The organism is Janthinobacterium sp. PSRC1-1 (genome assembly GCF_049897525.1).
GTDB lineage: Bacteria > Pseudomonadota > Gammaproteobacteria > Burkholderiales > Burkholderiaceae_D > Janthinobacterium > Janthinobacterium tructae.
Genome location: NZ_JAFCWK010000004.1, coordinates 253,571 through 273,775, shown reverse-complemented (window position 1 = coordinate 273,775; position 20,205 = coordinate 253,571). Strand labels below are relative to the sequence as shown.

General features: G+C 62.5%; 17 protein-coding genes and 1 riboswitch. Of the genes, 5 read left to right on the top strand and 12 right to left on the bottom strand.

The window, feature by feature from the left end:
- Nucleotides 1-2: 2 nt before the first annotated feature.
- Both ACP7DW_RS10575 and hppD read right to left on the bottom strand, forming a co-directional pair.
- Nucleotides 3-3,599 carry an indolepyruvate ferredoxin oxidoreductase family protein gene (locus ACP7DW_RS10575; protein WP_426055013.1) on the bottom strand — a complete coding sequence of 1,199 codons (3,597 nt, stop codon included), beginning with the start codon at nt 3,597-3,599 and terminating at the stop codon, nt 3-5.
- Nucleotides 3,600-3,885: 286 nt separating this feature from the next.
- Nucleotides 3,886-5,013 (bottom strand): 4-hydroxyphenylpyruvate dioxygenase, encoded by a 1,128-nt coding sequence (hppD, locus tag ACP7DW_RS10570; RefSeq protein ID WP_426055014.1) that lies wholly within the window; start codon nt 5,011-5,013, stop codon nt 3,886-3,888.
- Nucleotides 5,014-5,138: 125 nt separating this feature from the next.
- Here hppD and ACP7DW_RS10565 point away from each other — a divergent pair, with 125 nt between their 5' ends.
- A complete protein-coding gene (locus ACP7DW_RS10565) occupies nt 5,139-5,663 on the top strand; it encodes an Lrp/AsnC family transcriptional regulator (RefSeq protein ID WP_070220829.1) in 525 nt (174 codons plus the stop codon).
- Here ACP7DW_RS10565 and ACP7DW_RS10560 read toward each other — a convergent pair.
- The 4 genes from ACP7DW_RS10560 to ACP7DW_RS10545 all read right to left on the bottom strand — a co-directional run bounded on the left by ACP7DW_RS10560 (nt 5,655) and on the right by ACP7DW_RS10545 (nt 10,251).
- Entirely contained in the window at nt 5,655-6,368 is a 714-nt protein-coding gene (locus ACP7DW_RS10560; protein WP_426055015.1) for a GNAT family N-acetyltransferase, read from the bottom strand. The two genes, ACP7DW_RS10565 and ACP7DW_RS10560, sit on opposite strands and share 9 nt — an antisense overlap.
- A gap of 86 nt (nt 6,369-6,454) precedes the next feature.
- A complete protein-coding gene (locus tag ACP7DW_RS10555) occupies nt 6,455-7,552 on the bottom strand; it encodes a multifunctional CCA addition/repair protein (RefSeq protein ID WP_426055016.1) in 1,098 nt (365 codons plus the stop codon).
- Nucleotides 7,553-7,565: 13 nt separating this feature from the next.
- On the bottom strand, nt 7,566-8,282 hold the full coding sequence (locus tag ACP7DW_RS10550; protein ID WP_426055017.1) for a glutathione S-transferase family protein: 717 nt from the start codon (nt 8,280-8,282) through the stop codon (nt 7,566-7,568).
- 22 nt (nt 8,283-8,304) lie between these two features.
- Entirely contained in the window at nt 8,305-10,251 is a 1,947-nt protein-coding gene (locus ACP7DW_RS10545) for a transglycosylase SLT domain-containing protein (protein WP_426055018.1), read from the bottom strand.
- A gap of 137 nt (nt 10,252-10,388) precedes the next feature.
- Here ACP7DW_RS10545 and ACP7DW_RS10540 point away from each other — a divergent pair, with 137 nt between their 5' ends.
- The gene (locus ACP7DW_RS10540; protein WP_426055019.1) at nt 10,389-10,916 is read left to right on the top strand and encodes a 5-formyltetrahydrofolate cyclo-ligase; all 528 of its coding nucleotides are present in this window, start codon (nt 10,389-10,391) and stop codon (nt 10,914-10,916) included.
- A 15-nt stretch (nt 10,917-10,931) separates the two neighbouring features.
- Here the strand turns inward: ACP7DW_RS10540 and metF are convergent, their stop codons facing one another.
- The 5 genes from metF to metK form a co-directional block, all read right to left on the bottom strand.
- Nucleotides 10,932-11,762: a methylenetetrahydrofolate reductase [NAD(P)H] gene (gene metF, locus ACP7DW_RS10535; RefSeq protein ID WP_426055020.1), complete on the bottom strand. Its 831-nt coding sequence runs from the start codon at nt 11,760-11,762 to the stop codon at nt 10,932-10,934.
- Nucleotides 11,749-12,105, bottom strand: a complete 357-nt coding sequence (locus tag ACP7DW_RS10530) for a phage holin family protein (RefSeq protein WP_034783534.1) — start codon at nt 12,103-12,105, stop codon at nt 11,749-11,751. Before ACP7DW_RS10530 ends, metF begins: the two co-directional genes overlap by 14 nt.
- A gap of 81 nt (nt 12,106-12,186) precedes the next feature.
- Nucleotides 12,187-13,611, bottom strand: coding sequence for an adenosylhomocysteinase (ahcY, locus tag ACP7DW_RS10525; RefSeq protein WP_426055021.1), 1,425 nt, complete (start codon nt 13,609-13,611; stop codon nt 12,187-12,189).
- 24 nt (nt 13,612-13,635) lie between these two features.
- Nucleotides 13,636-13,704: riboswitch (S-adenosyl-L-homocysteine riboswitch) on the bottom strand.
- Nucleotides 13,705-13,761: 57 nt separating this feature from the next.
- Nucleotides 13,762-14,283 (bottom strand): hypothetical protein, encoded by a 522-nt coding sequence (locus ACP7DW_RS10520; protein WP_426055022.1) that lies wholly within the window; start codon nt 14,281-14,283, stop codon nt 13,762-13,764.
- 141 nt (nt 14,284-14,424) lie between these two features.
- On the bottom strand, nt 14,425-15,591 hold the full coding sequence (gene metK / locus ACP7DW_RS10515) for a methionine adenosyltransferase (protein WP_096233320.1): 1,167 nt from the start codon (nt 15,589-15,591) through the stop codon (nt 14,425-14,427).
- 188 nt (nt 15,592-15,779) lie between these two features.
- Here metK and ACP7DW_RS10510 point away from each other — a divergent pair, with 188 nt between their 5' ends.
- From ACP7DW_RS10510 to dapF, 3 genes are read left to right on the top strand one after another with little or no spacing between them, the layout of a single operon-like run.
- Nucleotides 15,780-16,649 (top strand): lysophospholipid acyltransferase family protein, encoded by an 870-nt coding sequence (locus ACP7DW_RS10510; RefSeq protein WP_426055023.1) that lies wholly within the window; start codon nt 15,780-15,782, stop codon nt 16,647-16,649.
- Nucleotides 16,646-17,521 carry a lipid A biosynthesis acyltransferase gene (locus ACP7DW_RS10505; protein ID WP_426055024.1) on the top strand — a complete coding sequence of 292 codons (876 nt, stop codon included), beginning with the start codon at nt 16,646-16,648 and terminating at the stop codon, nt 17,519-17,521. Before ACP7DW_RS10510 ends, ACP7DW_RS10505 begins: the two co-directional genes overlap by 4 nt.
- Before the next feature lie 11 nt (nt 17,522-17,532).
- Nucleotides 17,533-18,396, top strand: coding sequence for a diaminopimelate epimerase (dapF, locus tag ACP7DW_RS10500; protein WP_298404092.1), 864 nt, complete (start codon nt 17,533-17,535; stop codon nt 18,394-18,396).
- An 11-nt stretch (nt 18,397-18,407) separates the two neighbouring features.
- Here dapF and ACP7DW_RS10495 read toward each other — a convergent pair whose 3' ends face one another.
- A complete protein-coding gene (locus tag ACP7DW_RS10495) occupies nt 18,408-19,910 on the bottom strand; it encodes a hypothetical protein (RefSeq protein ID WP_426055025.1) in 1,503 nt (500 codons plus the stop codon).
- Nucleotides 19,911-20,205 lie beyond the last annotated feature (295 nt).

The following is a 20,205-nucleotide window of genomic DNA, read 5'->3' as shown; positions in this document are numbered from 1 at the left end:
CATCACGCCACGGTCGCCGCCACGGGCGCTGCCACGACGGGCGGCAGCGGCGTCGGCGCGTTGAAGGCGATCAGCAAACTGGCTTCCTTCTCTTTCGCCGCCTTCAAATGACGCTCCTTCACGTGACCATAGCCGCGGATGTCTTCCGGGATGCTGGCGATCGCCACGGCTTGCGCCAGCTTGGCCGTCGTCAGTTTCGGCAGCAAGCCGCCCACCGTCGCGCGGTATTCCAGAATCAGCGCGCGCTCCGTCTTGCGCTCGGCCGTATGGCCGAACACGTCGAAGGCCGTGCCGCGCAAGCCTTTCATTTTGGCCAGCACGCCGAAGGCCTTCAGCATCCACGGACCATATTCCTTCTTGATCAAATGGCCCTGGGCGTCGGTTTTCGCCATGATCGGCGGCGCCAGGTGGAACTTGAGCTTGATGTCGCCCTCGAACATGGCGGCGATCTTCGCCTGGAAGGCGCCGTCCGTGTACAGGCGCGCCACCTCGTACTCGTCCTTGTAGGCCATCAGCTTGTAGAAGTAGCGGGCCACGGCTTCCGTCAGGCGCAGATGCGGGCCATTCAGGGCGCTTTCGGCCGCGCGCACCTGGCCGACGAAATCCAGGTACTGCTGCGCATACGCGCGATCCTGGTAGGCCGTCAGCAGGGCGACCCGTTTTTCGATGATGTCGTCGAGCGTGTCGATGCGCTTGAATTCCATCACCTTGGCGGGGGTTGTCATGCGCACCAGGCTGGCCGTATCGTGGGCGCCGGCGCGGCCCCAGTTGAAGGCGGCCTTGTTGAACGCCACCGAGACGTTGTTCAGGTCGATGGCCTTCATGATCGACGCCTCAGTCAACGGCACTTTGCCCTTTTGCCAGGCGTAGCCGAGCATGAACATGTTCGTCGCGATGGAGTCACCCATCAGCGCCGTGGCGATCTGGCCCGCATCGATGAAATCGACGTGATCCGTACCGCAGGCCTTTTCGATTTCCATGCGCGCCGAAGCACCGGGGAATTGCCAGTCCGGATTCTTCACGAAGGCGGCCGTCGACGAGCTGGTCGAGTTGATCATGGCCCAGCTGCGGCCCTCTCCCATGCGCGACAGCGCGTCGCGGCTGGCCGTGACGATCAAATCGCAACCGATCACGAGGTCGGCCGCACCCGTGCCGACGCGCGTCGAGTGGATATCTTGCTGGCGGTCCGCCAGGCGCACGTGCGACATCACGGGGCCGCCCTTTTGCGCCAGGCCGCTCATGTCGAGCACGGAACAGCCCTTGCCTTCCACGTGCGCCGCCATGGCCAGGATCTGGCCGACGGTGACCACGCCCGTGCCGCCGATGCCGGTGACCAGGATGCCGAACGGCTCGGCCGTCGAGGGAATCTGCGGTGTCGGCAAGGCCGGCGCGGCTGGCGCATCCTTGTCGGCGGCAGCGGCTTTCTTCGGCTTTTTCAAGCCGCCGCCTTCCACCGTGACAAAACTTGGGCAGAAACCCGTCGTGCACGAGAAATCCTTGTTGCAGGACGACTGGTTGATCTGGCGCTTGCGCCCCAGTTCCGTTTCCAGCGGTTCCACCGACAGGCAGTTCGACTGCACGGAGCAGTCGCCGCAGCCTTCGCAGACGGCTTCGTTGATGACGGCGCGCTTGGCCGGGTCCGGGTATTCATTGCGTTTCCGGCGGCGACGTTTTTCCGAGGCACAGGTCTGGTCGTAGATCATGGCCGACACGCCGGGCATGTCGCGCAGTTCGCGCTGCACGTCCATCAGTTCCGAACGGTGGCGCACGGTGACGCCTTCGGCCCAGGCGTAATCGGACGGGTATTTTTCCGGCTCATCGGTGACGACGATAATGGGACCGACGCCTTCGGCGGCGATCTGGCGCGAAATGATGGCCGGCGACAGGGGGCCGTCGAATTCCTGGCCGCCCGTCATGGCCACCGCATCGTTGAACAGAATCTTGTAGGTGATATTCACCTTGGCCGAGACGGCCGCGCGGATGGCCAGGATGCCCGAGTGGAAATAGGTGCCGTCACCAAGGTTGGTAAACACGTGCTTTTCATTCGTGAACGGCGCCTGTCCCACCCACGTGACGCCTTCGGCGCCCATGTGGGTAAACGTCGACGTCTCGCGGTCCATCCACAGCACCATGTAGTGGCAGCCGATGCCGGCCAGCGCGCGCGAGCCTTCCGGCACCTTGGTCGAGGTATTGTGCGGACAGCCGGAACAGAAGAACGGCGTGCGGTCTTTCTGCGGATCGGGTTTCACGCTGATCGCTTTCAGCACATTCTCTTTGGCTTCCAGGTAGGCGATGCGCTCCTTCACGCGCTGCTCGACGGGGTGGCCCGCGTAGTAGCGCGAAATGCGGCTGGCGATCGCGCGGGCGATCATGGCCGGGTTCAGTTCATACGTGGCCGGCAGCAGCCAGTCGCCGTGCCCGGTGCCCTTCTGGTTGCTCCACTCGCCCGTGTCGTCGAACTTGCCGACCACGCGCGGACGCTCGCCATCCTTCAGGTTATACAGTTCTTCCTTCAGCGCGTATTCGAGGATTTGCCGCTTTTCTTCCACCACGAGGATCTCGTCGAGACCCTTGGCAAATTCGTGCACGCCGTCCGCTTCCAGCGGCCAGGTCATGCCGATCTTGTACAGGCGGATGCCGATGTCGGACGCCGTCTGCTCGTCGATACCCAGGTCGGCCAGCGCCTGGCGCGTGTCCAGATACGATTTGCCGGCCGTGATGATGCCGATGCGCGCCTTCGGGCTGTCCCAGATGATCTTATTGAGCTTGTTGGCACGCGCATACGCCAGCGCCGCATACCATTTGTAGCTGTTCATGCGCACTTCTTGTTCCAGCACCGTGTCGGGCCAGCGGATGTTCAGGCCGCCCGCGGGCAGTTCGAAGTCGGTCGGCAGCACGATCTGCACGCGGTCCGGATCGAAGTCGACGGCGGCGCCCGACTCGATGATGTCGGTCACGCATTTCATCGACACCCACAAGCCCGTGTAGCGGCTCATGGCCCAGGCGTGCAAGCCGTAATCGATGTATTCCTGCACCGACGACGGGTACAGCACGGGAATGCCGCAAGCGTTCAGGATATGGTCGGACTGGTGCGCCGTCGACGAGGATTTGGCCGCATGGTCGTCGCCGGCCAGCACCAGCACGCCGCCATGCTTGGCGGAACCGGCGTTATTGGCGTGTTTGAACACGTCGCCGCAGCGGTCGACACCGGGGCCCTTGCCATACCACATGCCGAACACGCCGTCGTATTTCGCGTCTTCGAACAGATTCGTTTGCTGCGTGCCCCAGACGGCCGTGGCGGCCAGGTCTTCGTTCAGGCCAGGGTGGAATTTGACGTGGTGTTCATCGAGGTATTTCTTGGCCTTGATGGCCGTCATGTCGACCGATGTCACGGGCGAACCGCGGTAACCGGTGATGTAGCCGGCCGTATTCAGGCCAGCTTTCAGGTCGCGCTCGCGCTGCAGCATGGGCAGGCGGATCAGCGCTTGCGTGCCCGTCATGAAGGCGCGGCCACGCTCCAAGGTGTATTTGTCGTTCAGGGAAATTTCGGACGCGTGCGCGCCCGGCTCAAGACTCGAGCCCTTGATTGGTGCATTCATTACTTGTCTCCATTATTCTCGGTGCTACGCGTGCAAAGTCGGTTGAACTCACACGTACCGGCCGCGCTTTGTGAGCATGCCGGTGCGGAAAAATGACTTGTTTGTCGTAGACTACCACAGGAATGCGCACAGTTCTTTTGCTGCACTGCACTCCCGGGCGGGTGCTGTTTGATGCCTGTTTTCTTTGCTGCCATGTCGGATTACGCTGCGCTAATCCGACCTACATCAATGGCGCGTGACGCGTAGGTCGGCTTAGCCCGCCAGGGCGTAAGCCGACAACAGCCACTTACGCCGCGCTCGTATCTTTCAGCACGCCGCGCTTGATCTGGTCCAGCTCGATCGACTCGAACAGGGCGCGGAAATTGCCTTCGCCGAAGCCCTGGTCGCCCTTGCGCTGGATGATCTCGAAGAAGATCGGGCCGATCACCGTCTGCGTGAAGATTTGCAGCAGCAGTTCGCGTTCCGTTTCCGTGCTGTGGCCATCGATCAGGATGCGCAGGCGGCGCAGTTCTTCCAGCTGCTCGCCGTGGTTCGGCAAGCGGCGGTTGACCAGTTCATAGTACGTTTCAATCGTATCCTGGAAATCGATACCCGTATCACGCATGGCTTGCACGGAGGCGTAGATATTGTCCGTGCCCAGCGCGATGTGCTGGATGCCTTCGCCATGGTACTGGTCCAGGTATTCGGCGATCTGCGACTTGTCGTCCGACGATTCATTGATCGGGATGCGGATCTTGCCGCAGGGCGAAGTCATGGCCTTCGATTTGAGGCCCGTCAGCTTGCCTTCGATGTCGAAATAGCGCACTTCGCGGAAGTTGAACAGGCTTTCATAGAACGTCGCCCATTCCTTCATGCGGCCACGGTGCACATTGTGCGTCAGGTGGTCGATGTACGTCAGGCCATGGCCGACGGGGTTGGCGACGGCGCCGGGAATGGCGACGAAATCGACGTCATAGATGCTGATGTCGCCGATGCCACCCGGTGCGGCAGCGCCTTCCTTGTCGGCGCCCTTGCCGCGCCAGCGGTCGACGAAGTACAGCAGGGAATCGCCCACGCCCTTGATGGCGGGGATATTGAGCTCCATCGGCCCCGTTTTATTGTCGAAACCCCAGGCGCCCAGTTCCAGCGCGCGGCGGTACACAAAGGCCGCGTCGTCGACGCGGATGGCGATGGCGCACACGGACGGGCCGTGATGGCGGGCAAAACGCTGCGCGAACGAATCTTGTTCGGCATTGATGATGAAATTGATGTCGCCCTGGCGATACAGGGTCACATCCTTGTGGCGGTGGCGCGCGATGGCCGTGAAGCCCATGTTCTCGAACAGCTTGCCCAATGCTTTTGGGTCTGGTGCTGCATACTCGACGAACTCGAAACCATCGGTACCCATCGGGTTATCCCAAGGCTGAAATTGCATGATGTCTCCTCCAAGAAGTAGCGCACAGTATAGGCGTGGGTCACGGGCATTAAATGCCAAAGATCTCCCGAACAATCATGATTTGCGCAATAATATTGCGTGAAACGAGAACCACCGGAGGGAGCATGAGCAAAATTACGCTGGATAAAACGGATCGCAAGATCCTCGCCGTCCTGCAGGCCGATGGCCGCCTGTCGAATCAGGACGTGGCCGAACAGGTCAGCCTGTCGCCGTCGCCATGCTTGCGCCGCGTCAAACGGCTGGAAGAAGCGGGCGTCATCCGCCAGTACGTGGCCCTGCTGGACCCGGAAAAGATCGGCCTGGGCTTGCTCGCCTATGTGAATGTGCGGCTGGAAAAGCACAGCGACGCCACCGCGCACAGCACGGCGCGCGTGCTGGCGCCCAACCTGGTGACGAATACCTCGCCGCGCGCCGACTTCGCCGTAGCCGTGGCGCATTGGCCGGAAGTGGTGGCGTGCTATGCGATGACGGGCGAAATGGATTATCTATTGCGCGTGCATGTGGAAGACATGGAGCACTTTTCGCGCTTCATGATGGCGACCCTGCTGCGCCACCCGGCCGTGCTGGACGTCAAATCGAGCTTCGCCCTGCAGCGCATCAAGGATACGACGGCCCTGCCCTTACTGTGACGGCGGTGACGGTGGCTCGGGCTTCTTCTTGCGCCCCGGCAAGCGATCCCACAGTTTGAATGCGGCGCGCGCGTTCGCCTTGAACGTGTAGTCGAACATGGCAAACTGCTCCTGCACGGCTTCCTGCAACATGCTCGTCGGGTTCGGCGGCAACAGTTTTAGATATGCATCAGCTTCGCCATAGTCGCGCTGGATTTCCATGCCCGCCTTCTTGGCGATATGCATCATCGTCTTGTTCGACGACAAACAATGCATGTACAGGGTATCGACATCGTTGTTGCGGCAGTGAATCGCCGCCCGCTCGAACAGTTTCGACCCCACGCCCATGCCGCGCATCGATTTCGACACGGACACGCCAAACTCGGCCACCTGCTCCTTGTCCGTCACGACGCTTTTCGCCGGCGACTTGTCCTTCGGCGCGAACGCCAGATGCCCCACGCCCACCAGCTTGAACAAGCTGTTGTAGACGCCATAAATCATGTCGCGCGAGAAATCCATCTTCTGCACGTACTGCGCCACGAGCTCATCAGGCAAGCTGCTGCCGAAGCGCAGCAGCCGGTCGCTTTTCTCCAGCGACAGAAAATGCTTCATCATGCGGCGCCGGTCGCGCTCATGCAATTGTTTGACGAGTACGCTCGGGCGCCCGCCGCCGCTACGACTGAGCCAGCGGCGAAACGGATTTTGAAACAGCTTGGGTAAGGTCACGACGACTCCTGGGGCGGTGCTGCGGCACGTCAGGCCAATATTGTGCAGTGCAACATTATGGCGCCATTGTAGCCTATTCCCGCCATTCAAGCCTGGGCCAGGAATGCTTGCACGGCGGCTACCCGCGCCGCATGGATGACTTCGGGAATGCGCTTCGGCTCCGCACAACCTTGCGCCAGCGCGCCCGCGTTGACGGCGCGCGCCGCGTCCAGCCCGCCCTGCAAGCGCGCCGCTTGCGGAAAGTCCCCGGTGACCAGCCCATCGCACGCCACCGCTTGCAGCAGTTGCGCAAAGCGCTGCGGTTTACGCAAGCCATCGCAGCGTTCGCACATGCTCACCACGGCTTCGGCGGTCAAGTTCAGCGCGCCATTGATCTGCTCCAGCTCGCGCGCCGCCATGACGGCCAGCTCGCGGCACTCGTTGGGCACGCGCAGGCGCTCGCTCAGTTGTTCAATGGCATCTTTCGGCAGACGCAGCAGCAGGGCGGCGAAGCGCACGGGCAAGTCATGACCTTGCGCAGCGGCATGGTCGATGACCTGCAGCAAGCGCTCGCTGAGCGTGATTTCTGGCACGATGCGCGCCAGCGCGCCGCAGTCCTGCAGCACCGTCAGCATGCGCGACGGGTGCGCTTCCATCAATCCTTTCGCCACTTCCTGCCACACGCGCTCGGCCACCAGGGCATCGACTTCGCCATCGTCCACCATCCGGCGCATCAGTTCCATGGTGGCCGGTGCCACCGTAAAAGTATCGAAACGGGCGGCAAAGCGGGCCAGGCGCAAGATGCGCACGGGGTCTTCGCCGAACGCGTCGGAGACGTGGCGGAAGATCTTGTTCTCGATATCCTGCATACCCCCGAACGGGTCGGTCAAGGTGCCATCCTCGGCCCGGGCGATGGCGTTGATGGTGAGATCGCGCCGCACCAGGTCGTCTTCCAGCGTGACGTCGGGCGCCGTGTGGAAGACGAAGCCCCGGTAGCCGGGAGCCGTCTTGCGTTCCGTGCGGGCCAGCGCGTATTCTTCCTGCGTCTTCGGGTGCAGGAAGACGGGAAAATCCTTGCCGACGGGCCGAAAGCCCTGGCGCAGCATGTCTTCCGGCGTGGCGCCCACGACGACGTGGTCGTGGTCTTTCACGGGCAAGCCCAGCAGTTGGTCGCGCACCGCGCCACCGACCGTGTAAATCTTCATGGTGAACTTCTCTTTAATCGGGTAATTCCGCGTCGTGCTTGGCAGCGACTTCCGTCTCCGCCAGCGCTTCCGCGATCCAGCGCGCCACCGCCGGGTGCGCCTGCACGCGCTCGCAATATGCGTTCAGGGCCGGCGCCAGACTCACGCCATACGTGCGGAAACGCATGACGACGGGGGCGAAATACGCGTCGGCGATGGAAAACTCGCCAAACAGGAACTGGTGGTGGCCAAAGCGCGACAAGCACTCTTCCCAGATTTCGCTGATGCGGCCGATGTCCGCCTGCGCGGCGGCCGTGCGGCCACGGCCCGGCAACGTCGCCTTGATATTCATCGACATGTCCGTGCGCAAGCCGGTGAAACCGGAATGCATTTCCGCGCAAACACAGCGCGCCATGGCGCGCGCGGCCACGTCTTGCGGCCACAGGTGTTTATCGGGAAACTGCTCGGCCAGGTATTCGCAGATGGCCAGGCTGTCCCAGATCGTGATCTCGCCCGCCAGCAGCACGGGGACCCGGCCGCAGGCCGAATACTCGGCGATTTTCGTCGCCGTGTCGCTCTGGTCGAGCAGCACGCGCACTTCCTGGAACGGGATGCCGAAGGCCGTCATGGCCACCCACGGGCGCATCGACCAGGACGAGTAATTCTTGTTGCCGATGATGAGGGTCAGGCCAGGCTCGCGCGCGGCGGCCAGGGTGTGCGTCAGGCTGGGATCAAGGATGGTCGTTTGCATGGTCGGGTATCAATTCATTGGGTTACGGCAAGTCGGCCGCGATGGCGCTGTTTTTCGGTCCCACGGTACCCAGGCGCGCTTTCAGCGACTGCGGGCGCTTCTCGAACAGGGCCGCGTAATACGTGGCGTTGGCCATCACGTTTTTCACGTAGCCGCGCGTTTCCGTGTACGGAATGATCTCGGCGAAGACGGCGCCTTCCAGCGGGCGCGTCATGGTGGCGCGCCAGATGCGCAGGCGTCCCGGCCCCGCGTTGTAGGCGGCGCTGGCCAGCACTTGCGAACCATCGAGGCCACCGAGCACCATGTTCAGGTAATTGGTGCCCAGCAAGACGTTGGTGCGCACATCGCTCAAGGTTTCCGTGACGAAATCGGTGAGACCGATCTTCTTGGCCACGTAACGGGCCGTCGACGGCATCACCTGCATCAGGCCCGAAGCGCCCACATGCGACTGCGCATCCATGATGAAGCGCGATTCCTGGCGGATCAAGCCATACACCCAGGCTTTGTCCAGGCCCAGGGTTTGTGTGGCCGGATGCATGACGTCGTCGTGCGGCGTCGGGTAGCGCTGCGTATAGTCCACTTCCAGGCGCGTGCGGTCGGACGTATTGACCATGCGGTCGAGCACATTGTTCTGGCGCGCAAATTCCGCGGCCGCCAGATGCTGGCGATCCGTCATCGAACGCAGTTCCCAGTTCCACTCGCGCGTGCCTTCGAAGCGCAAGCGCATGTTGAAAAATTTCAGCGCCCGCTGCAAGCCCGGATTGGCGGCCATGGCGGCGATTTCCGCCGGCGTGACGGGCTGGCCCGGCGGCGGCAACACCAGATGGTTGCCCAGCTCTTCATTGGCCAGCAAGCCATAGAAATTCGACTGATCGGAAATCGTGCGGTACAGGGTGTCGGCCTGCGCATTCGGGCGGCCCGGCGTTTCCGCCTGCTGCGCGCGCGCCAGCCAGTAGACCCAGGTGGGATCGGTGCGCAACGAGGCCGGCATGGCCTGGATGGACGACTTCACCACGGGCCAGTTGCCTTCGCGCAAGGCAATGCGCGTTTTCCACTGCATCTGCTCCTGGGTCAACGGTGCGCCATTGGATTTTTGCCAATAGTCGAATGCTTCCGGCGCCAGCGAATACGACGCCTGCAGGGCCAGGTTGGCCCAGCCGATGGCCTGCTCCTGCGCGGTCAGCTGCGCGCTGGCTTTTTGCAAGGCCACCACACCGAGTTTTAATGTGCTTTTCGCCATACGGCCGACAGCCACCAGGTACATCTCGTGGTCGGCGCGGCTCGGCCCCGGTCCCTTGGCCAGCATCAGCGCCGGCAAATCGATCGCTTGCGCCATCTTCGCGTCGGACGCGCCCAGCAACAGCGCGATGCGGCGCGCCGGGCCCGTGGCGTTGGTCTGGCCCGCCAGGCGGATCTGCGCCCACAGCTCATTCGTGTCGAACTGGCCATTTTGCGCCAGCACGGCGATCAGGCTGCCGCACGCTTCGCCATAGCCGGGCGGCGAGACCAGCAGGTTGCGCGCTTCGGATGCCACGTTCTGGCCCTTGGCCGCGCGCGACATCAGCGCATAGCACTTGAGCTGGGTGTCGTCGTCGAGGGCGAATTGCGGATATTGCTCGTCAAACACGACCCAGTCGCGCTTGCGGCCCAGTTCCAGCAGCCAGTCGTTGCGGAAACGGTCGGCGATGGCGCTGCCCTTGTAGCGGTTCAGGTAATCGCGAAATTGCGCCTCGGTCAGCTGTTTGATGCGCGGTTTCAGCCGATAATAGTCAACATACGATGGAATCTGGTAATTCGTCAGGCGCCCCGCATAAAAGTCGGCTTTTTCGGCGTCATCCTTGCGCGCGGCGTCGCGCAGCAGCAGGAAGGCATCGTCCTCGCTGCGCGTGTCGGGTGCGGCAGGAGAGACGGTGGCGGACACCTGGGCCAGGGCGGCCAGGGGAGACAAGGCCGATGCAACACACAGCATCGTGCCGGCAATCCATTTCAGTGGGGAAATCAATGTACGACTCTCAATCTTAACTTGATGGTGATATGAATAGCGACCCTAGAATAACATGTGATCCGGCTACACGGCCACCCATTGCGCCACAGGACAAAGCCGGCTTGCGCAAGGCCCTGCTGGCGGCCCGCCGCGCCCTGCCCGACGCCACGCGCGCGGGATGGGATGCGGCCATCGCGCAGCGCCTGCTGGACTGGTGCGCGCAGGAAAACGTCGAGGAACTGGGCGTGTACTGGCCCCTGCATGGCGAGCCGGACTTGCACGGCGCGTATGCGCAGCTGGCCGCGCGCGGCGTGCAACTGAGCTTGCCGGTGGTGCTGGAAAAGCATGCGCCGCTGGCATTTTCCGACTGGACGCCCGGCGAGCCGATGCTCAAGGATGGCATGGGCGTGGCCGTGCCGGCCCAATTGCGCCTGCGCCCGGCGCCCGCCACCCTGCTGGTGCCCTGCCTGGGTTTTAATACGGAACGTTTTCGTCTCGGCTATGGCGGCGGCTATTACGACCGCACCCTGGCGCAAACGCCCCGTCCGCGCACCCTGGGCATCGCCTATGCCTGCCTGATGGCAAGCTTTCCGAACGGCGAATACGACATCGCCCTCGATCACATCATGACCGAGGGCGATCTGCTCTGACGGATCAGATGGGAATTAATTAACCAGGCGCTGCCACAGTGCGGTCGTGGGCGCCGCCTGGTTCATGCTATAGAAATGCAAGCCTGGCGCGCCGCCTTCCAGCAGACGCTCGCACAAGCCCGTCACCACGTCCAGGCCGAAGGCCTTGATGGACGCGCTGTCGTCGCCGAAGCTGGCCAGTTTCAGACGCACCCAGCGTGGAATTTCCGCACCGCACATGTCCGAAAAGCGCATCAATTGCGTGTAGTTCGTGATCGGCATGATGCCGGCCACAATAGGCACGTTGATGCCCATCTTCTGTGTCTGCTCGACAAACTGGAAATACGCGTCGGCATTGTAGAAGTACTGGGTGATGGCCGCATCGGCACCGGCCTGCACCTTGCGCGCGAACGCCTGCAGGTCGTCCTGCGGCGAACGGGCTTGCGGATGCACTTCCGGATAGGCGGCCACTTCGATATGGAAATGGTCGCCCGTCTCGGCGCGGATGAATTCCACCAGCTCGTTGGCGTAGCGAAATTCGCCCGAGGCACCGTAGCCGCTGGGCAAGTCACCGCGCAAGGCAACGATACGGCGCACGCCGGCCGCCTTGAAGTCGGCCAGCACGGCGCGGATCGATGCGCGCGAACCGCCCACGCAAGACAGATGCGGTGCGGCTTGTTCGCCGGCCGCCAGGATCTCGCGCACGGTATCGAGCGTGCCCTGCTGCGTGGTGCCGCCGGCGCCGAAGGTCACCGAGAAATACTTCGGCTGCAACTCGGACAACTTGATACGCGTGGCGCGCAGCTTTTCCGCCCCTTCCGGGGTTTTCGGCGGGAAAAACTCAATACTGAAATTATGCTTTTCCATCGTCATTACTCAAAAGTAAGGTCGACAGGGCCCAGGAAATGATGCTGTACAGAATGGCACCACCCACGGCAGACCAGAAACTGGCGACATGGAAACCATCGATCACCTGCGCCACCAGCCAGAACAGGAAGCCGTTGATGATCAAGATGAACAGGCCCAGCGACAAGAATGTCACGGGCAGGGTCAGCAGGATCAGCAATGGACGGATCAGCGCATTGACCAGCCCCAGCACGGCAGCGGCCAGCAGCGCGGTCCAGCCGCTGCTCATCGTCACCGAGTGCATCAGGTAGGGAACGGCAAACAGGGCTGCCGCATTGATAAACCAAATCAGTAGCAAGCGCATTTCTCTAGCCTGTCAAATGTAGGGTCAGGCCGGCGGCAGGCGCCGGCCCTCAGAGGGTGAGTTACAGCCCCGCGCTACCGATTAATAGCGGTAGTGCTCTGGCTTATAAGGGCCTTCTTGACGCACGCCGATGTAGTCGGCTTGCTCTTGCGTCAGTTCCGTCAGCTGCGCATTCAACTTTTTGAGTTGCAAACGGGCGACTTTTTCGTCCAGGTGTTTTGGCAAGGTGTACACGCCGACCGGGTAGTTGGCCGTGTTCGCGTACAGCTCGATCTGGGCGATCGTCTGGTTGGCAAACGACGAGCTCATCACGTACGACGGGTGGCCCGTGCCGCAACCGAGGTTGACCAAGCGGCCTTCAGCCAGCAGGATGATGCGGCGGCCCGACGGGAAGATGATGTGGTCGACTTGCGGCTTGATGTTTTCCCACTCGTATTGCTTCAACGAAGCAACGTCGATTTCATTGTCAAAGTGACCAATGTTGCAGACGATGGCCTGGTCTTTCATGCGCGTCAGGTGATCGTGCGTGAGGATGTGATAGTTGCCGGTGCAGGTGACAAAGATGTCGCCATGTTCGCAGGCGTAATCCATGGTCACCACGCGGTAGCCTTCCATCGCCGCCTGCAGTGCGCAGATCGGATCGACTTCCGTCACCCACACTTGCGCCGACAGGGCGCGCATGGCTTGCGCCGAACCTTTACCGACATCACCGTAACCGGCGATGACGGCGACCTTGCCGGCGATCATCACGTCGGTGGCGCGCTTGATGCCATCGACCAGGGACTCACGGCAGCCATACAGGTTGTCGAATTTCGATTTCGTGACGGAATCGTTGACGTTGATCGCAGGGAAAGCCAGCTTGCCTTCCTTGTGCATTTGATACAAACGGTGCACGCCGGTGGTGGTTTCTTCCGTCACGCCGAGGATTTCCGGCAGACGCTTCGAATACCAGGTCGGATCGGTCAGCAAGTGTTGCTTGATCGAGTTGAACATGCAGATTTCTTCTTCCGAACCGGGATTGGCCAGCACCGACAGGTCGGTTTCCGCGCGCACGCCCAGGTGCAGCAGCAGGGTCGCGTCGCCGCCATCGTCGAGGATCATGTTCGAGTAGACAGCCTTGCCGTCCACGTCCGGCCATTCGAAGATGCGGTGCGTGTATTCCCAGTAGTCGTCCAGCGACTCGCCCTTGATGGCGAACACAGGCGTGCCGGCGGCAGCGATGGCGGCGGCAGCATGATCTTGCGTCGAGTAAATGTTGCACGATGCCCAACGCACTTGCGCGCCCAGTGCTTCCAGGGTCTGGATCAGCACGGCGGTCTGGATGGTCATGTGGATGGAACCGGTGATGCGCGCGCCTTTCAGGGGCTGCGCTGCCGCGAATTCCTCGCGGATGGCCATCAGGCCAGGCATTTCCGTTTCAGCAATCTTGATTTCTTTGTTGCCCCATGCGGCCAGAGTGATATCGGCGATGGTGTAGTCGTGTTGCGATTTGAGTACGGCGTTCATCACGCCCTCCTTTCAGTTGAAAAAGGTACGTGAGCGCAGTTGCAGGATATTCCGAGCCTGGCGAATTTCTTCGTCGCAACGCTCCTCGGACACTGCATCATAACATTGGCCATGCGCCAGCGGCAACCATTAGTCAAGCGCGCTGGCGCCCTATGGTTTCTGCGGCGGCCAGTTCTTGCCCTGGCTGAGACAACTGGCGCGCGCGTCGGCATCGAGGCGCCGCGCTATTTCATCGGCCAGGTCGCGCAGGATGGGTATCATGTCCTTATCGGCCTTGCTGCCGTCGGTCGGGTAATTCGCGGCGCGCATGGCCCATTTGCAGGTGAGCACGGGATCGGGCTTGCTGTTCGCGCGCCAGGCATCGGGATCTGTGGCGAGAAAACCACTGTCCGCATAGATAGTGAGTACATGCAAGGCCTGGCGTGCCGACATCTGCCCCATCAACTCGGTGAGTTCGGGCCGCATCTGGACCGGCGTTGCCAGCGAGCCCTCGGGGAAAATAAACTTGCCGCCCGCCGCCAGGATCAGCACGGCATGGCCATCGCCCCCCTCCGCCTTGTCCAGCCATTGCCCCACCGTCAGCGTGGCTGGCGCCGCCACCGCCAAGGCAGCGGACAGGCCGAATGTCGCCACCAAAACAACAAACAGCGAGCGTACGTGCAACACAGTCATGCCATTCCCCAATTGGTTTATTTGCAATGAATTGTAGCGTATCCCTACGGCAACGCCGTTCCGTACGCACTGTCGCGTGCGCCCATGAAAAAAGCGCCCGCGGCCTGCTGGCCGGGGCGCTTCTCATGCAAGCGGGCTAGATTACTTCAGGCCGGCAGCGTCGCGCAGCAGGGCGACCTTGTCGGTGCGTTCCCACGTGAATTCCGGCTCTTCGCGGCCGAAGTGGCCGTAGGCGGCGCTCTTCTGGTAGATCGGGCGCAGCAGGTCGAGCATTTGCACGATGCCTTTTGGACGCAAATCGAAGTGCGCCAGCACCAGCTTGGCGATTTCCGCGTCAGGAATCACGCCCGTGCCTTCCGTGTAGACGGTGATGTTGATCGGCTTGGCCACGCCGATGGCGTAGCTGACCTGCACCTGGCATTGGCGCGCCAGGCCGGCCGCGACGATGTTTTTCGCCACGTAACGGGCCGCGTAGGCTGCCGAACGGTCGACTTTCGATGGGTCCTTGCCCGAGAACGCGCCGCCGCCGTGCGGGGCTGCGCCACCGTAGGTGTCGACGATGATCTTGCGCCCGGTCAAGCCGCAATCGCCTTGCGGACCGCCGATGACGAAACGGCCCGTCGGGTTGACGAGGAATTTGGTCTCCGTCAGCCATTCGCGCGGCAGGATCGGCTTGATGATCTCTTCGATGACGGCTTCTTCGATCTGCTTGTGCGAGATTTCCGGCGCATGCTGGGTCGACAGCACGACCGTGTGCACGCCGACGGGGCGGCCATCGACGTAGCGCAGGGTCACTTGCGATTTCGCATCCGGACGCAGCCATGGCAAGCGGCCATCCTTGCGCAGCTGCGACTGGCGCTCGACCAGGCGGTGCGCGTAGTGGATGGCAGCAGGCATCAGCTCGGCCGTTTCATCGCAGGCGTAGCCGAACATCAGGCCCTGATCGCCAGCGCCTTGATCCAGGTCAATCCCCGCACCTTCATCGACGCCTTGCGCGATATCGGGCGACTGCTTGTCGTAGGCCACCAGCACGGCGCAACCCTTGTAGTCGATGCCGTATTCCGTGTTGTCGTAACCGATGCGTTTGATGGTTTCGCGCGCAACTTGAATATAATCCACATTGGCGTAGGTGGTAATCTCGCCAGCCAGCACCACCAGACCCGTGTTGCACAGGGTTTCGGCAGCCACGCGGGCGGTCGGGTCCTGGGCCAGGATGGCGTCAAGGATGGCGTCGGAAATTTGATCGGCAACCTTGTCGGGATGGCCTTCCGAGACGGATTCGGAAGTGAAGAGATAGTCGTTTGACATTGCAAGCTCCTGTTTACTATGTGAATGTTCTGTCGCAGTAAAGAGGATTTTGCCTGCGACGCTTTAGCGATATTTATATTCCGCTTCGCAAGTTGTCTATTAACTCAGCGGTTACTGCATACGTGGTATTTTACGCTTCTTAAAATATTTTGGCACAGCAACACGCCATTCCTGGAAACAGCTTATTCATGTTAGTCCCAATTTTCCGCTTTTTATCCCTCTTTCCCCTGCCCGTCCTGCATGGCCTCGGCGCTGCGCTAGGCTGGGTGATTTACGCCATTTCCCCGTCCTACCGGCGCCGCATGCGCGAGAACATGCAGGGTGCGGGGTTTTCGCAACACTTGCACACGGCCGTGGCCGAAGCGGGCAAGAGCGTGCTGGAATTGCCCTTCATCTGGTGCGCGCCGCCCGAACGCGTGGCGCGTCATGCCACCGTGGACAACTGGGAACTGGTGGAAAAGGCCTTGCAACACGGCCGCGGCATCGTCTTCCTGACGCCGCATTTGGGCTGCTTTGAAATCGTCGCCCAGCAAATCGCCCTGCGCACGCCGCTCACCGTGATGTACCGCCCGCCCAAGCGCGCCGCATTAAAACCGCTGATCGAAGGGGCGCGCGCGCGCGAAAACCTGATGCTGGCGCCGGCCAACATGTCGGGCGTGCGCATCTTTGCCAAATGCCTGAAAAAAGGCCAGCCCATCGGCCTGCTGCCGGACCAGGTGCCGCAAGAGGGCGAAGGCGTGTGGGCCGATTTCTTCGGCCGCCCCGCCTACACCATGACCCTGCCAGCCAAGCTGGCGCAGATGGGCGGCGCCGAAGTCATCATCACCTACGCCGAACGCCTGCCGGGCGGGCGCGGCTATATTGTGCATTTCGTGCCATTTACCGAATCGCTAGCCAGCACTTCGGCCGAACAGGCGCGCACCATCAACGCGGCCATGGAAGAATTGATCGCGCGCAGCCCGGCGCAATACCTGTGGAGCTACAACCGCTACAAGGTGCCGCGCGGCGCGCCGCCACCCACGCCAGCCAGCCCCGATGCGGCCAGGGAGCAGGCATGAGACTGCTGATCGCCTTCATGTGGCTGCTGCACTGGCTGCCCCTGCCCATCCTGGGCCGCTTCGGCGTCGGCGTCGGCAGCGTGTTGTTCCTGGTCATGCGCAGGCGGCGCGCGATCGCCCTGACGAACTTGCGCCTGTGCATGCCGCAATTGTCGGAAGCCGAGCGCGTGGCGCTGGCGCGCCAGCATTTCCAGGCGTACTCGCGCAGCGTGTGGGAGCGCAGCATCCTGTGGTGGTCGTCGGAAGAACGCCTGAACCGCCTGATCAAAAAGGTGCCCGCCTTTCCGGGCCAGCAGATCGCGGCCAAGCCCACCATCCTGCTGTGCCCGCACTTCGTCTGCCTCGATGTGGCCGGCGCCGCCACGGCGATGGAAATTTCCGCTTCATCGATGTATGTGCAGCAAAAGAACGCCGCCTTCGACCAGGCCCTGCGCGCCGGCCGTTCGCGCTTCAAGCCGCCCAAGCTGTTTACGCGCCAGGACGGCATCAAGACGATTCTGCGCGCGCTGCGCGACGGCTTGCCGTATTTCATGCTGCCGGACATGGATTTCGGCGAAAAGGATGCCGAATTCGTGCCCTTCTTCGGCGTGCCCGCCGCCACCCTGACGGCCACGGCACGCCTGGCGCTGGCCGCCAAGGCGCAGGTGATTCCCGTCATCGCCACCTTTTTGCCCAATTACCAGGGCTGGCAAGTGACGTATTACCCGGCGTGGGACGATTATCCGGGCGACGACATCACGGCCGCCACGCGCCGCATGAACGCATTCATCGAAGAGCGCGTGCGCGAAGCGCCAGCCGAATACTTCTGGACGCATAAACGCTTCAAGACGCGTCCGCAAGGCGAAGCGTCGTTCTATAACCAGCACAAGTGATACGGCAAAACATGAAACTCCAATTTACCAAGATGCATGGCGCCGGCAATGACTTCATCGTCATCGACGCCATCCATCAAGAGATCGACTTCACGCCGGCCCAGTGGCAGCGCCTGGCCGACCGCCGTTTCGGTATCGGCGCCGACCAGATCCTGGTGGTGGAAAAGCCGCGCCTGCCCGGCTGCGACTTCCGCTACCGTATCTATAACAACGATGGCGGCGAAGTCGAGCAATGCGGCAACGGCGCGCGCGCCTTCGTCAAGTTCGTCAGCGAAAAAGGCTTGTCAAGCAAGGCGAGCATCCGCGTGGAAACCATGGCCGGCATCATTGCGCCGCGCCTGGAGCTTGACGGCAGCATCACGGTCGACATGGGCGCGCCTGTGCTCGAACCGGCACTGGTGCCGTTCGATGCGGCTGGCCTCGCCGGTGTAGCGGAAGGCAGCGACACCTTGTGGCCGCTGGACCTGGCGCTGCCGGGCCACAGTAGCCCCGTGCTGGTGTCCGTCGTCTCGATGGGCAACCCGCATGCCGTACAGGTGGTCGACGATGTCGATGCGCAAGACCTGGAACAATCGGGCCCGCTGATCGAACACCACCCGCGCTTTCCCCGCCGGGTCAACGCCGGCTACCTGCAGATCGTCGATCGCCATCACGTGAAACTGCGCGTGTATGAACGGGGCGCGGGCGAAACCCTGGCGTGCGGCACGGGCGCCTGCGCCGCCGCCGTGGCCGGCATCCTGCGCGGCCGGCTCGATTCCCCGGTGCGCATCAGCGCGCGCGGCGGAGAACTGTCGATCGCCTGGCAAGGACCGGGCCAGCCTGTCCTGATGACGGGCCCGGCCGTGACCGTGTTCGAAGGCACGATCGAGCTGTAAGCAAATAAACGTCAGGCCGCCAGGAACTGCTGTTCCTGCGCGACACCGAGTTCGGCCAGGTAGCACTTCAGGCGGTACAGGCGTTGCCGGTAATTGCCTTCCGGCCCCGTCACGCCGCAATCGACGCGTTCGAACAGGCGCACCACCTGATCGAGCAGCTGGCGCTCCTGCGCCGTGCGGATCAATACCAGGCGCCGCTTGCCGCGCCCATGCGTGGCGCTGATATCGATCAACAAACAATGCCCCTGGTCGGCCGCATGCAGATCGAGCAGCAGCGCCTCGGCACGCGACAGATGAAAGCGGCGCGCCAGCTCCAGCCGCGCCGCCAGCAAAGGGTGGCTCTGGCCCAGCTGGCGCAGTTGTCCATCGGCATGCAGGGCGGCAAACTGGCCCCAGTCGCCGGATTCGCCGTGTGGCGCGATCTTCGCCAGCGCCGCCTCCGCTTCATTGCTGCCCTGCGCCTGCGCCTGCAGCAGCCAATAGGCGGCTCGCACATCGTTGTTGACATCGTCGCGGCGATTGCGCCAGGCATGCATGCCGCACTCGAGCTGGGCCGGGCCATGTCCCAGGTCGGCGGCACGCTCCAGACAGCAATGGGCTTCGATCACATTGCGCTGGGAAAATTCCGGTTTTGTATAGATGCGCGACAGCACGAACCAGGCTTCGGCCAGGCCCTGCTCGCCCGCCTGCGTCAGCCAGCGCACGGCCCGCTTGAAATTGGCCGCGCCGTTGCGCGTGGCCAGCCGCTGCCCCTGCGCATCCATGCGCGCATAGCCGAGTCCCAGCTCCAGCTGCGCCGTGCGGTCGCCGCCATGCGCGGCCAGCTCGCAACATTGCCACCCCTCGGCATCGCCGCCAGGCGCCAAGGCCTGGGCGCAACGCGACAGCAACTGCACCTGCTGCGAATCCAGCGCGATCGTGCGCGCCCCGGCGGCGGCCTGGCGCTGCAACAGCTCGCGCGCCAGCGGCAAGCCTTGCGACAGGAAGCCGGCATGGTTGTCCTGGCTCCAGGCCTGCTCCAGCCAGGCGTACAGGGGCGCATCGCCATCGAAGGCGTGCTTGCCAGCGACGCCGGTATCGGGCACGCAGGCTGCGGACGCTCCTTCTTGCATGGATAACAACCATTGCGCATCGGGCAAGCCGGCGCGCACGGCGGCGTCCAGCGCCACGCGTGCCTTGGCGCGCAAGGTTTCACAACTGTTGGCGGCGTTGCCCAGCACCAGTTGCGCCAGCACCAGGCCCGCCTGCACCAGGCCCGCATCGAACGCCTGCGCGTAATACGGAATCAGCGTCCTGGCTGCCGGTTGCGCCACTTCGAACGGCACGTGCGTACCGATCAGCAAGCATGCTTCCTCGCTATCCTCCTGGGCCGCGCGCGCCAGCCAATGCAAGGCGGTCGGCAAGCTTTGCGGCACACCCTGTCCGAACAGATACAGCCGTCCCAACGCCAGCTGGCAAGCCACATCGCCCGCGCGTGCGCCCTTGATCAATCCTAATGTTTCGCGATTTGCCATCGATTCTCGATATTGAGTCAATGATTCTAATAATAGTGCGTCGTCTCCGGCCCCATCAGCGCAGGCCGTCCCTTAGTGTAACGTCCTTGTGTCATAAATCCGCCACAGCCCGCTTAAGAACTTGATTCAACGCAACAATGTCCGGGCCAGGACACGCCAATATGGTGAGGTGCCGCCACCGTGGCGATGGGAGAACGCCGGCCATCGGCGCAGGATCGGCAAAAACCGCGCGTTACAAAAATACAACAGGACCATGGATTTATGACGCTTTTCACCAATCTTTTCACGCATATTT